The following is a 13799-nucleotide window of genomic DNA, read 5'->3' as shown; positions in this document are numbered from 1 at the left end:
GAAAAGGTGGGAGAAAGCCGTGACCGCGAGGAAAACCTACGAGCAATTGCGGTCCGCCCGATGGATGCTGCCGGATGATCAACGCTCGTTCGGCCACCGGTCGCGGACCATGCAGATGGGTTACGCGCCGGAGGATTGGCAGGGAAAGCCGATCATTGCCGTGATCAACACCTGGTCCGATGCGCAGCCGTGCCACATGCATTTCCGTGAACGCGCCGAATGGGTGAAGCGGGGAATTCTTCAGTCGGGTGGGTTCCCCATGGAACTGCCCGCTCTTTCCCTTTCCGAAAACTTCGTCAAGCCGACCACGATGCTCTATCGCAATATGCTGGCGATGGAGACTGAGGAACTGCTGCGGAGCCATCCTGTCGATGGCGCCGTTCTGATGGGTGGCTGCGACAAGACCACACCAGGCCTTGTCATGGGCGCAGTCAGCATGGGCATTCCCTTCATTTATCTGCCGGCCGGCCCGATGCTTCGCGGCAACTATGCCGGCAAGACGCTGGGTTCTGGTACCGACGGCTTCAAATATTGGGACGAGCGCCGCGCCGGCACGATCACCCAGGAGGAGTGGCAGGGCATCGAAGGCGGGATCGCCCGCAGTTACGGCCATTGCATGACCATGGGCACGGCGTCGACGATGACGGCGATCGCCGAGGCTATGGGGTTGACGCTGCCGGGCGCATCCTCGATCCCGGCTGCCGACGCCAACCACCAGCGCATGTCTGCGGCCTGTGGCCGGCGCATCGTCGATATGGTGTGGGAGGATCTGACACCGGACCAGATCATCACTCCGGCGGCCGTCGACAACGCGGTCACGGTCGCCATGGCGACCGGCTGCTCCACCAATGCCATCATACACCTGATCGCCATGGCGCGGCGCGCCGGCGTCCCGCTGGAGCTCGATGATCTCGATCGCATCGGTCGTACGACGCCGGTTCTCGCCAACATCCGGCCTTCCGGTTCGACCTATCTGATGGAGGATTTCTTTTATGCCGGCGGCTTGCGCGCCCTGATGAAGCAGCTCGGCGACAAGCTGGATCCCAGCGCGATTACCGTTATGGGAAAACCCTTGGTGGATGGTCTCGACCAGGTGAAGATCTACAATGACGACGTTATCCGGCCATTGTCGAACCCGGTCTATCACGAAGGTTCGCTGGCCGTGCTCAAGGGAAACCTGTGTCCCGACGGCGCGGTCATCAAACCGGCGGCCTGCGACCCAAAATTCCATCGTCATTGTGGCCCGGCGCTGGTCGCCGACAGCTATGCGGAGATGAAGAAGATCATCGACGATCCCGACTATCCGCTGACGCCGGACACGGTTCTCGTTCTCCGCAATGCCGGCCCACAGGGCGGACCAGGCATGCCGGAATGGGGCATGATCCCGATGCCAAAGGCGCTGTTGAAACTCGGCCTGCGCGACATGGTACGCATCTCGGACGCCCGCATGTCCGGAACCAGTTTCGGCGCCTGCGTGCTGCATGTCGCACCGGAATCTTATGTTGGCGGGCCTCTGGCGCTGCTGAGGACGGGGGACATGGTCGAGCTTGATATTCCGGCACGCAGCCTCAATATGCTGGTTTCCGAAGAAGAGATCACAGCGCGGCGGGCCGCCTGGGTGGCGCCGACGCGGCATTATGAACGCGGTTACGGCTTTATGTTCTCCGGGCATATCGAGCAGGCCGACAAAGGCTGCGACTTTGATTTCCTGACAACCGAATTCGGTGGCAAGACGCCGGAACCGGCCATCAACTGAGGCACCACGATGTTTGATCCCAATCAACGCACGATCCCCGCACAGCCGCCCAAGGCTGGCTTCGCTGCCGGTCCGTCCAAACTGGACGCCATCCGATCGGTCACCCTGTCGCTCGCTTACCTGCCTTTGGCGCGGCCGATCAGCGATGCCAAGGTGTTGACCGGCCGGCAGAAGCCGCTGACCCAGGTGGCCTTTCTATTTTGCGAGATCGTCTCCGAGGCTGGCCATAGTGGGCTTGGTTTCAGTTACTCGAAGCGGGCAGGCGGACCTGCGCTTTATGCACATGCCTGCGAGCTTGCCGACAACCTGATCGGCGAAGACCCCAACGATACCGCGCGCATCTGGGACAAGCTCTGCTGGGCCGGGGCCTCGGTCGGGCGCTCCGGCATTGCAACGCAGGCAATCGCCGCCATCGACATCTGCCTCTGGGACCTGAAGGCGAAACGCGCCGGCCTTCCGCTTGCAAAACTGCTTGGCGCGCATCGCGACAGTGTCGCCTGCTACAACACCTCCGGCGGCTTCCTGTCATCGAGCGTCGAGGAAATCCGCGATGCCATCGACCACTCGATCGCCTCCGGTATCGGCGGCATCAAGATCAAGGTCGGACAACCGGACCCGATGATCGACCTTCGCCGGCTTGATGCGGTGACCAGCCATATCGATGGCCGTGTCCCGTTGATGGTCGATGCAAACCAGCAATGGGACCGCACGACGGCCTTGCGTTTCGGCCGGCTGGTCGAACCGCTCAACCTCGAATGGATCGAAGAGCCGCTCGATGCCTACGACGCCGAGGGCCATGCGGCACTGGCACGCGAACTCGCCACGCCGATCGCCACCGGCGAAATGCTGGCAAGCGCCGACGAACACATGGCGCTGATCCGGGCCGATGCGGTCGACTTCATTCAGCCGGATGCGCCGCGGGTGGGCGGCATCACGCCCTTTCTGCGCATCTGCACACACGCCGAGGCGAAACGTATGCGCCTGGCCCCGCATTTCGCCATGGAAATCCATCTGCACCTGGCCGCCGCCTATGCGCATGAGCCGTGGGTAGAGCATTTCGATTGGCTGGCGCCACTGTTTAACGAACAACTCGAGATCAAGGGCGGCCGGATGATCGTGCCGGCCCGTCCGGGGCTCGGCTGCAGCCTGACGGGCAAAGCCCGCGACTGGACCGTGGAAACGCGCAGTTTCGGCGCCTGAATGAGAACGAGGAGAAGCAAATGAACCCCGCAACCCGTGATAAACTGATGGGTGTCTCTGTCGCGACGCTTTGTTCGGCACTGTTCAAGCGCGGTCTGAGAAACCAGACGATCCAGGATGTTCGGCCGGTGCAGCCGAAGGGCCGCAATATGGTCGGACCGGCCTTTACGCTGCGTTACATGCCGGCGCGCGAGGACCGCAACGCGATGAACGTCTTTCGCAACCCGAAACATCCTCAACGGCTTGCCATCGAGACTTGCCCGGAAGGCTCTGTTCTGGTGATGGACAGCCGCAAGGATCCGCGCGCAGCCTCTGCCGGCGACATCCTGATCACCCGCCTGATGATGCGCGGCGGCGGCGGCGTCGTCACCGATGGCGGCTTCCGGGACGCCATGACCATCGGTGGCCTTGATATCCCCGCCTATCACAATCGTCCCTCCAGCCCGACGAACCTGACGCTGCACGAGGCAATCGACATCAATGTGCCGATAGGCTGTGGCGATGTGGCGGTCTTCCCCGGCGACATCATGGTTGGCGACGACGACAGCGTGATCGTCATCCCTGCCGAGATCGCCGACGAGATCGCTGATGAAGCGGTAGAGATGACCGCTTACGAAGATTTCGTTACCGAGCGCGTCAAGCAAGGTCATACGATCATCGGCCTCTACCCGGCCACCGACGAAAGCAATCTGACGCTCTTTGCCGAATGGCGGAAGGCGAATGGCCGCTAGAGCATGATGCCGAAAAGTGTGAGCGGTTTTCGGACGACATCATGCTCTACCTATTTAATTTAGAACAGGATTCAGATTTCAGGGCCGAACAGGCCTAAAATCATCCTGTTCTAAGGCGACCCAAACTTGGACAACACTTCACGCATCAGGACGGAGCGAGGCTCCGCCGAGGAGAAGAACAATGAGCTGGACCCCTTCAGGCAGGCATTTCATCGCCGGCGAGTGGATTGCCGGAACGACGACATTTCGGTCAGAGCCGGCGCATGGGCAGGCACATGACTTTGCTGTCGGCACAACGGAACTGGTCGACCGCGCCTGCCGCGCCGCCGAAGCTGCTTTTGCAGTGTTTTCGGCAACGACACGCGAGGAGCGCGGCATTTTCCTCGAGGCAATCGCCGAGGAGATCGACAAGCGCGGCGAGGCCGTCACCCTCATCGGAACGCAGGAAACCGGGCTTCCAGAGGGCCGGCTCAACGGCGAACGCGCCCGCACCACCGGCCAACTCAAACTGTTTGCCGACCATATCCGCAAGGGCGCGCATCTCGACGCACGCGTCGACGCAGCCCAACCCGATCGGCAGCCGGCGCCGCGGCCCGAGATCCGTCTGGTGCAACGGCCGATCGGCCCGGTCGCCGTCTTCGGCGCTTCGAATTTTCCGCTGGCATTCTCGACGGCCGGCGGCGATACGGCAGCCGCGCTTGCCGCGGGCTGCCCGGTCGTGGTGAAGGGACATTCGGCCCATCCCGGCACAGGTGAGATCATTGCCGAGGCGATTGCAGCCGCTATCGAGCGCACTGGAATGCCGGCCGGCGTCTTCAGCCTGATCCAGGGCGGCCGTCGTGATGTCGGAACGGCGCTGGTGACGCACCCGGCCATCAAAGCCGTTGGCTTTACCGGTTCACTTGCCGGCGGAAGGGCGCTCTTTGACCTTTGCGCCCAGCGCCCTGAGCCGATCCCCTTTTTCGGGGAACTCGGCAGCGTTAATCCGATGTTCCTGCTGCCGGCCGCTACCGCTGCCCGGGCCGAGGCAATCGGTTCAGGCTGGGCCGGTTCCCTGACGCTTGGTGCCGGCCAGTTCTGCACCAAACCCGGCATCGCCGTCGTCGTCGATGGGCCGGAAGCGGACAAGTTCACCAGTGCCGCCAAGGCGGCTCTTGAAAAGGTGGCGCCGCAGACGATGCTGACCAAAGGCATCGCCACGGCCTATCACGAAGGTGTCGAGCGCATGCGGACAAGCAATGCCGTCGCGCCGGTTCTGGCGGCACAGAGTGCTGGCCGCGAAGCAACGCCGAACCTGTTCGAGACCAACGGCTCGGCCTGGCTTGCCGATCACTCGCTCAGCGAAGAAGTATTCGGTCCTCTCGGCCTCGTCGTGCGCGTCGGCTCGCCTGAAAAGTTGCTCACCCTTGCCGAAAGCTTTCAGGGACAGCTGACCGCGACGATCCATATGGACGACGCCGATCTGGGCCTTGCCCGCGACCTGCTGCCAATCCTCGAACGGAAGGCCGGCAGGGTGCTGGTCAACGGCTTTCCAACCGGCGTCGAGGTTGTCGATTCCATGGTGCATGGCGGACCCTACCCGGCCTCGACCAACTTCGGCGCGACCAGCGTCGGAACCATGTCGATCCGCAGGTTTTTGCGCCCCGTCGCCTATCAGAATTTCCCCGCCGACCTGTTGCCGCAAGACCTGCGCAACTGAAACCGAGGAGTACCAAATTGATCGCCCCGACGGAACTTCGCGAGATCATTCGCAACGGCCTGCTGTCTTTTCCCGTCACTCCTTTCGATGCCGAGGACCGGTTTGCCGCCAAGCCGTTTTCAGCGCATCTGGAATGGCTGTCGTCCTATCCCGTTGCCGGCCTGATCGTTGCCGGCGGCACCGGTGAGCTGTTCTCGCTGACGCCGGGCGAGGTGGTCGAGGTGGTAAAGGCCGCCCGCGCCGTATCCGGTGACGCGCCGGTTATTGCCGGATGCGGCTACGGCACGCGGATTGCCTGTGACATGGCGCGCGAGATCGAGGCGGCCGGTGGCGACGGCATTCTTCTGCTGCCGCATTACCTGACCGAGGCGCCGGCAGATGGCATCGCCGCGCGTGTACGGGCCGTCTGCAAGGCCACCAATATGGGCGTTATCGTTTATAATCGTGGCCAGGCGCGGGTTTCGGCCGAGCAGCTTGCTCAGCTTGCCGACGAATGCCCGAATCTGATCGGCTTCAAGGATGGAACCGGTGACATCGATACAGTGCGCCGTGTCACGATCGCGCTCGGCGACCGCCTTTCCTATATCGGCGGCATGCCGACACACGAACTGTTTGCCCAGGCCTATCGCGGAGCCGGCATGCCGACCTATTCCTCCGCGGTCTTCAATTTCGTGCCTGAAACGGCATTGAAATTCCACAAGGCATTCCTTGCCGGTGACGACGCTGCCTGTGAACAGATGCTGCGCGATTTCTACTATCCCTTTGCCCGTATTCGCGATCGCAAAGCCGGTTATGCGGTATCCGCGGTCAAGGCAGGCGTGCGATTGCGCGGCTTTGAGGCGGGACCGGTGCGGGCGCCGCTGACGGATCTCACCGACGAGGAAGTCGAGATGATGCGCGAACTGATTGCTTCGGCCCAGTAAAAATGAAGGGTTCCAGACACGGTTGAGGGCTCCGTGCTTCGGAGCGCCTGGGTTGAAGGCTGTCACTAACTAGTATATTAGTGCACTTGTGCTTTATAGAACTATGAGGAGATGGACGTCGGAGCACCGGAAACGGGACGCAGATTCACTGTGAGGAGCGCCAAAGGCGCATGGGAGGAGAACGAAATGAAACTGCATTTGTTAGCTGCCTGCTTTTCAACAACGGTGCTCGCGCTGAGCGGCGGTACGGCACACGCTCAGGATGCCAAGAGCAACGTCACTGTTGTGCTTGCCGAAACCGTCGATGTCGTCGAACCCTGTATGGCAGCGCGCCAGGACGTCGGCCGGGTCATTTCTGAAAACGTCAACGAGATGCTGGTGGAGTTCGACTACGTCAATGGCGGCCTGAAACCCCGCCTGGCGACGGAATGGTCGAAGATCGATGACGACACCTGGGAGTTCAAGCTGCGCCCGAATGTCAAATGGCACGATGGCAAACCGTTCACCGCCAAGGATGTCCAATTCACCATCGAGCGCAACAAGAATAAGAAGCTCAGTTGTGAGACCGGCGGCAAATATTTCGGCGGCACGGAGTTCAGCTTCGAAACGCCCGATGCCAACACGATCCGCATTACGACAAAACCGGCGCAGCCGATTCTTCCGCTTCTGATGACGGTGATGGCTGTGGAATCGGCCGAGGCGACACCAGCCGACGAATTCACCCGCAAGCCGATTGGCACTGGCCCTTATACGTTCGACAAATGGGAAATCGGCCAGTCAATCGTGCTGAAACGCAATCCGGAATATTGGGGGGAGAAACCCCAGGTCGAACAGGCGACCTATCTCTTCCGGTCCGACAGCGCCGTTGCTGCCGCCATGGTCGATGCTGGCGAAGCCGATATCGTTCCGGCCGTATCCGTACAGGATGCCACCAATAAGGAAACCGATTTCGCCTACCCGAATTCGGAGACGACATCGCTGCGCATCGATACGCGCGCAGCACCCCTTAACGACCGGCGCATCCGCGAAGCGATGAACCTCGCCATCGATCGTCAGGCGATGCTCGGAACGCTGTTCCCCGAACAGGCAAAGATCGCGACACAGCTCGTCGTGCCGACCACGATCGGTTACAATGCCGATATCCCCGCTTGGCCCTATGATCCCGAAAAAGCAAAGGAACTGGTCGGAGCAGCGAAAGCGGACGGCGTCCCGGTCGATCGTGAGATCCGTATCATCGGTCGCAATGGACAATATCCAAACGCAACCGAAGCGATGGAAGCGATGATGGCGATGCTTCAGGAAGTCGGCTTGAACGTAAAGCTCGACATGTATGACGTGTCCGTGTGGAACGGCTACTTCGTTGCACCCTTTGTCGCCGATTCCGGTCCGACGCTGACCCAGTCGCAGCACGACAATGCGACCGGCGACCCCGTCTTCACCGCATTCGTGAAATACGCGACCGACGGTTCCCACTCCATGGTTCGCGATCCGGCCGTTGACGCGCTGATCGCCAAGGCGACGTCTGCCACCGGCGACGAGCGCACAAAACTCTGGAAGGAGCTTTTCGCCAAGGTGAACACCGAAATCATCGCCGACATCCCGATGTTTCACATGGTCGGTTTCACCCGCGTTTCGCCGCGTCTCGACTTCAAGCCGACGATCGCGACGAATTCCGAACTGCAGCTGTCGCAGATCCGCTTCAAGTAAGCCGGTATGCCACACTTAACCACGGGCCGCCGCAAACAGCGGCCCGTGCTTTCCATGACGTGAGGGAGAAATGCCGATGCCGCTGATTGACCGCATTGCCGTGACTCAATTCGCAAAGCAGATATTGACCCGCGCCGGCATGGAGGCCGACAAGGCCGAAACGACTGCCGCCATCCTGGTGGAAGGCGACATGATCGGCCACGAAACCCATGGCGTCAGTCTTTTGAGCTGGTATGTCGAGGCGTTGGAAGACGGCTCGCTGGCAAAGTCCGGCAGCTATGAGATCGTCAATGACCGCGGCGCAGCCTTTGTTTGGGACGGCAAATCCCTGCCGGGCGCATGGCTGCTGACGAAGGCGATCGAGCAGGCCTGCGAACGGGTCGGCGATCATGGCGTCGTCACCGCCGCGATCCGCAACTGCCACCATACCTGCGCGCTTTCAGCCTTCATGCGGCAGGTGACCGAACGGGGCCTCATCGTACAGCTGTCGGTGTCGCATCCCGCGGCGAGCCGCGTTGCGCCCTATGGCGGCACGAAGCCGCTTCTGACGCCCAACCCGATGGCGGCCGGCTTCCCGACATCTGCGGATCCGATCCTGATCGACGTCTCGGCCTCGATCACCACCACGACCATGACGCAAGACCTGGCGGAGGCCGGCAAGAAATTTCCTGAGGCCTGGGCTTTCACTGTCGCAGGCGAGCCGACCGATGATCCGCGCGAGGTGACGGAACGGGGCGGGACGATGATGCCTCTCGGCGGCCAGTTGAAGGGGCACAAGGGTTTTGGGCTCGGACTGATCGTCGAGTTGCTCGGGCAGGGGCTTTCCGGCAAGGGACGGGCGAACACGCCATCCGGTGTCTTTTCGCAAAGCGCCTTCCTTCAGGTCATCGATCCGGCCTTTTTTGCCGGGCTCGATGCCTTTACAGCGCAGTCTGACTTTCTCGCCTCTGCCTGCCGCAGCAATCCTCCGGCGCCCTGGAACAATGGCCCCGTTCGCATGCCGGGCGACAGCGCAGCGCAAAAGCGCCGCTCGGCGTTAGAAGAGGGCGTGCCGGTCGGCGATGCAGCTTGGCAAAAGCTTTGCAAACATGCCGAGATCCTAGGCTTGCCTATTCCCGACGTCACCGCGTGAGGAACACAACTCTGCTTCGAAATTTCTTATCGGTCACCGCAACATCCGGTGTCAGGTGCAATCAGATCGGCCAGACCAATAACAGGATCGGCACGCTGACGAGCACCACAATGAGCGACAGCGGCAGACCCAGTCGGGCGTAGTCACCAAAACGATATCCGCCCGGTCCCATCACCAGCGTGTTGCACTGGTGTCCGATGGGCGTGAGGAAGTCGCTGCCGGCTCCAATTGCCACCGCCATCAGAAAGGCATCGGGCCTGAAGCCCAGCTTCTCGGCAAAGGTCGCGGCGATCGGGGCCATGACCAGAACCGTCGCTGCGTTGTTCAAAAACGGGGTTACGGCCATGGCCGCAACCAGGATCAGAGCCAAAGCACCGAAGGGCGGGAGCATTTCGGCGGTTCGCGAGAGGAGGTCCGCGATGATGTCGGTGGTTCCTGTGGTCCTGAGCGAGTCGCTGATCGGAATGAGAGCGGCCAGCATGATCAGAATGGGCGCATCGAGATGCTGATAAACTTCCCGCAAAGGAACGCATCCGGTGACCACCATCAGAAAAGCGGCGGCGAAAAACGCTGTCGCTACGGGAATGCCCCCGAAGGCTGTTGCTCCCATCGTTGCCATCAGGATAATGACGGGGATCATGCCGTTGCGGGCGTTGCCGAGCTTCATATCTCGTTCGACCAGCGGCAAACATCCCCATTCGCGTAGAAGATCCGGTAGTTTCTGCAAGTCGCCCTGCAAGACCACGACGTCGCCATTGCGGATCTTGATCTCACCCAGGCGCTCGGTGAAGCGCCTGTCGCGGCGGCTGACGGCAAGAAGGTTGAGCCCGGTATTGTGGAAGAGAGAAACGTCTTTTGCGCTGACGCCGATCAATCGGGAATGTTCGCCAACGATAGCTTCGACAGAACTGATGTCTTGGCGTGTCTCAGGCTCGTGTTTACGGTCGGACAGTTGAAGCTTGGCTTCACTGACGATCTTGTCGAGGGCGCTCTGCTCTCCCTCGATAATAAGAAGGTCGCCATCCTTGAGCACCGTGTCGGGAAGGGGCGTTCGTCTTTGGCCGTTGCCACCGATAATCGCAGTCACCATCGCATCGCCGCCCGCCGGCTTCTGCAGCCAGCTGACGGACCGCCCGATCGCCCCTGATGGCGTGGTGACCTTGGCCTCGGTCGTGTAGTTTTTGATCGCCACCGCCTCATCCATCGACGTTTCGACCCGTGATCTTTCAGGCAGCAGCTTGTAGAACAGCGCCAGAAAGACAACGCCGGCGACCGAGAGCGCCAGGCCGACAGGCGTATAGTCAAACATCATGAACGGCTGCCCGGTGATCTCCTCGCGCACCCGGGAAACGATGATGTTTGGCGACGTGCCGATCTGCGTCATAAGCCCTCCGAGCAGAGAGGCGAAAGACATCGGCATCAGGAACATCGACGGTGATACGCGCGATTTCCGGGCCATCTGCACAGCGACCGGGATCATGATCGCCAGCGCACCAATGTTTTTGATGAAAGCCGACAGGGCTGCGACAATGGCAACCAGAATGATCAGCTGCATCCGTGGCCCGCGTCGTTCGGGAGAAAATCGGCGCAAGGCGACATCCATGATCCCCGATCTGGAGATCGCCGCACTGACGACGAGCGCGCTGCCAACGATGATGACAATGTCATCGGAAAAGCCGGAAAAAGCATTCTTGGCGGGAACGATGCCGACAATGATTGCAGCGAGAAGGGAGCTTACGGCGACTATATCGTATCGATAACGACCCCACAGGAACGCGCCCATCATCAGCGCGATGATGAGAAGAGATAGCCATTGATCAGCGCGCATGTTTGCATCCCGGTGGTAGCAATTAACGTTTCAAGCAAGAGAACGATGCGGCGAGGCCGAGAAATTTTTTCTCGTCTATCCCAGCCGTTTCATCCGCTGACGGCTGGAGGAGCACCCTGATGGAACTTCAGCCGCCAGGCGGCATTTCGCTGTCGGGGCTGCTTTCGGGAACGACCATGGCCAGTGACAAACTATCGACCTATCGGTCGAAGCGCGACTTTAAAAAAACGGATGAGCCGAGCGGTGAAAAACGCCTCGCGCGCAGCAATCGCCGTCGCTTCGTCATCCAGAAACATGATGCCACCCGGCTGCACTACGACCTGCGGCTCGAGCTGGATGGCGTCTTCAAATCCTGGGCGGTCACCAAAGGCCCGTCTCTCGACCCGCACGACAAGCGGCTGGCAGTTGAGGTCGAGGATCATCCGCTCGACTATGGCGACTTCGAAGGCACCATTCCGAAGGGCCAGTATGGCGGTGGGACGGTCATGCTCTGGGACCGGGGCTATTGGGAACCGGAAGGAAAGAAGAGCCCCGAGCAGGCCCTCGCCAAGGGTGACTTCAAGTTCACCTTGGAAGGCAAACGCCTGCACGGTAGCTTCGTGCTGGTGCGCATGCGCAATGATCGCAACGGCGGCAACCGGACAAATTGGCTGCTCATCAAACACCATGATGAGTTCTCCGTCGAAAACAAAGGCGAAGCGGTCCTCGAGGAGAACGACACCTCTGTCGCCTCCGGCCGAACCATGGAGATGATTGCCGCCGGCAAGGGACGAAAGCCCAGGCCTTTCATGATCGAGGGTGGCGACGTTCAGGCTGATGCCATTTGGGACAGCAATCACGGGCTGGCTGCCGAAGAGCGAAAAGACGCCGGAGGCGATCGGAAATCGAAACCGGTCAAAAAGGTCGATCTGCCGGATTTCATTGCGCCGCAGCTCTGCCGGACACTAGAACGCCCTCCTGCCGGCACTGGCTGGGTTCACGAGATCAAATTCGACGGTTACCGGATCCAGATGCGAGTGCTGGATGGTGAGGCGACGCTGAAGACCAGGAAAGGGCTCGACTGGACGGCAAAATATCCCGAGATCGCCGAGGCGGCATCGACACTGCCCGATGCGATCATCGACGGCGAGATCTGCGCCCTCGACGATCATGGCGCTCCTGATTTCGCGGCCCTGCAGGCGGCCCTTTCGGAAGGCAAGACCGGCGAGCTCGTCTATTTCGCCTTCGATCTTCTCTATGAGGGTGGCGAGGATGTGCGATCGCTGCCGCTCGTCGAGCGCAAGGCGCGGCTTCAAAGCCTTCTGTCCGACGCCGGCGATGATCCGCGCGTCCGTTTCGTCGAGCATTTCGACACCGGCGGTGATGCAGTTCTCCAGTCTGCCTGCAAGCTTTCACTGGAAGGCATCGTCTCGAAAGAGGCGGATGCACCCTATCAATCCGGCCGCACCGAAAGCTGGGCGAAGTCGAAATGCCGCTCCGGCCACGAGGTGGTGATCGGCGCCTATGCCCAGACCAACGGGAAATTCCGATCCCTGCTGGTCGGCGTCTACCACGGCGACCACTTCGTCTATGTCGGCCGCGTCGGCACGGGATATGGCGCGAAGAAAGTGGAAACGCTGCTTCCGAAGTTGAAAGCGCTCGAGACGGCGAAATCGCCGTTCACCGGCATCGGCGCGCCGAAGAAGGAGGCCGAGGTCATCTGGCTAAAACCCGAGCTCGTAGCGGAAATCGAATTCGCAGGCTGGACCGCCGACGGCATTGTCCGGCAGGCGGCCTTCAAGGGACTGCGGGAAGACAAGCCGGCCAAAGAGGTCAAGGCCGAACGGCCGGCAAAGCCCGCGCAACCTGACGTGCCACAGCCGACGGTGGAGGCGAAAACCAGACCCGTCCGCAAAAAAGGCGCCAAGGCCGAGGTCATGGGGGTGCTGATCTCCAACCCGGACAAGCCGCTGTGGCCGGATGCCAATGACGGCAAAACCGTTACCAAGGAGGACCTGGCCTGCTACTACGAAGCCGTCGGTTCGTGGCTGATCGAGCACATCAAGGGACGTCCGTGTTCGATCATCCGTACACCCGACGGGATCGGCGGCGAGCAGTTTTTTCAGCGTCATGCGATGCCCGGCACCTCGAATCTTGTCGAATTGGTCAAGGTTTTCGGCGACAAAAAACCATACCTGCAGATCGACCGTATCGAAGGCCTTGCTGCCGTCGCGCAGATCGGCGCCGTCGAGCTGCATCCCTGGAATTGCGAACCGCGTCAGCCTGAGGTGCCCGGCCGGCTCGTCTTCGACCTTGATCCAGGTCCGGATGTGCCCTTCTCCGCGGTCGTTTCGGCGGCCCGCGAAATGCGGGACCGTCTCGACGCGCTGGGAATGATCAGCTTTTGCAAGACCACTGGGGGCAAGGGTCTGCACGTCGTCACTCCGCTTGCGATCAACAAACGCAAGCCGCTTTCGTGGGCCGAAGCGAAGGGATTTGCCCACGACGTCTGCCAGCAGATGGCACGCGACAATCCCGAACTCTATCTGATCAAGATGACGAAGAGCCTGAGGGATGGCCGGATCTTCCTCGACTATCTGCGCAACGATCGGATGGCGACGGCGGTTGCACCTTTGTCGCCGCGCGCCCGGCCGGGTGCCACCGTCTCGATGCCGCTGACCTGGACCCAGGTCAAATCTGATCTCGACCCGAAGCGCTTCACCATTCGCACCGTCCCGACGCTGCTGTCGAAGTCCTCTGCCTGGGAGGATTACGGCGATGGCAAGCGTCCGCTGGAACAGGCGATCAAGCGGCTCGGCAAAGTCTCCAAAGTGGCTTGAGCGT

The 13799-nt window shown here is 61.0% G+C and carries 9 protein-coding genes; 8 read left to right on the top strand and 1 reads right to left on the bottom strand.

The window, feature by feature from the left end:
* Nucleotides 1-19: 19 nt before the first annotated feature.
* From araD to AC245Y_RS24830, 7 genes are all read left to right on the top strand, one after another.
* A complete protein-coding gene (gene araD, locus AC245Y_RS24860) occupies nt 20-1756 on the top strand; it encodes an L-arabinonate dehydratase (RefSeq protein ID WP_017996183.1) in 1737 nt (578 codons plus the stop codon).
* A gap of 9 nt (nt 1757-1765) precedes the next feature.
* On the top strand, nt 1766-2956 hold the full coding sequence (locus AC245Y_RS24855) for an L-talarate/galactarate dehydratase (RefSeq protein WP_012755649.1): 1191 nt from the start codon (nt 1766-1768) through the stop codon (nt 2954-2956).
* 20 nt (nt 2957-2976) lie between these two features.
* Entirely contained in the window at nt 2977-3687 is a 711-nt protein-coding gene (locus tag AC245Y_RS24850) for a ribonuclease activity regulator RraA (protein WP_017996184.1), read from the top strand.
* 181 nt (nt 3688-3868) lie between these two features.
* The gene (locus AC245Y_RS24845) at nt 3869-5386 is read left to right on the top strand and encodes an aldehyde dehydrogenase (NADP(+)) (RefSeq protein WP_017996186.1); all 1518 of its coding nucleotides are present in this window, start codon (nt 3869-3871) and stop codon (nt 5384-5386) included.
* A 17-nt stretch (nt 5387-5403) separates the two neighbouring features.
* Entirely contained in the window at nt 5404-6309 is a 906-nt protein-coding gene (locus tag AC245Y_RS24840) for a 5-dehydro-4-deoxyglucarate dehydratase (protein ID WP_017996187.1), read from the top strand.
* Nucleotides 6310-6495: 186 nt separating this feature from the next.
* A complete protein-coding gene (locus AC245Y_RS24835) occupies nt 6496-8016 on the top strand; it encodes an ABC transporter substrate-binding protein (RefSeq protein ID WP_017996188.1) in 1521 nt (506 codons plus the stop codon).
* 70 nt (nt 8017-8086) lie between these two features.
* The gene (locus AC245Y_RS24830; RefSeq protein ID WP_017996189.1) at nt 8087-9148 is read left to right on the top strand and encodes an Ldh family oxidoreductase; all 1062 of its coding nucleotides are present in this window, start codon (nt 8087-8089) and stop codon (nt 9146-9148) included.
* Nucleotides 9149-9209: 61 nt separating this feature from the next.
* On the opposite strand, the gene AC245Y_RS24825 is transcribed toward AC245Y_RS24830, so the two are convergent.
* Nucleotides 9210-10976: an SLC13 family permease gene (locus AC245Y_RS24825; protein WP_012755643.1), complete on the bottom strand. Its 1767-nt coding sequence runs from the start codon at nt 10974-10976 to the stop codon at nt 9210-9212.
* Nucleotides 10977-11152: 176 nt separating this feature from the next.
* On the opposite strand from AC245Y_RS24825, the gene ligD reads away from it, so the two are divergent.
* The gene (gene ligD / locus AC245Y_RS24820; RefSeq protein ID WP_026157582.1) at nt 11153-13795 is read left to right on the top strand and encodes a DNA ligase D; all 2643 of its coding nucleotides are present in this window, start codon (nt 11153-11155) and stop codon (nt 13793-13795) included.
* Nucleotides 13796-13799 lie beyond the last annotated feature (4 nt).

The organism is Rhizobium sp. SRDI943 (assembly GCF_057653695.1).
The sequence above is the reverse complement of the archived record's forward strand: the minus strand, read 5'-3'. Positions and strand labels throughout refer to the sequence as shown.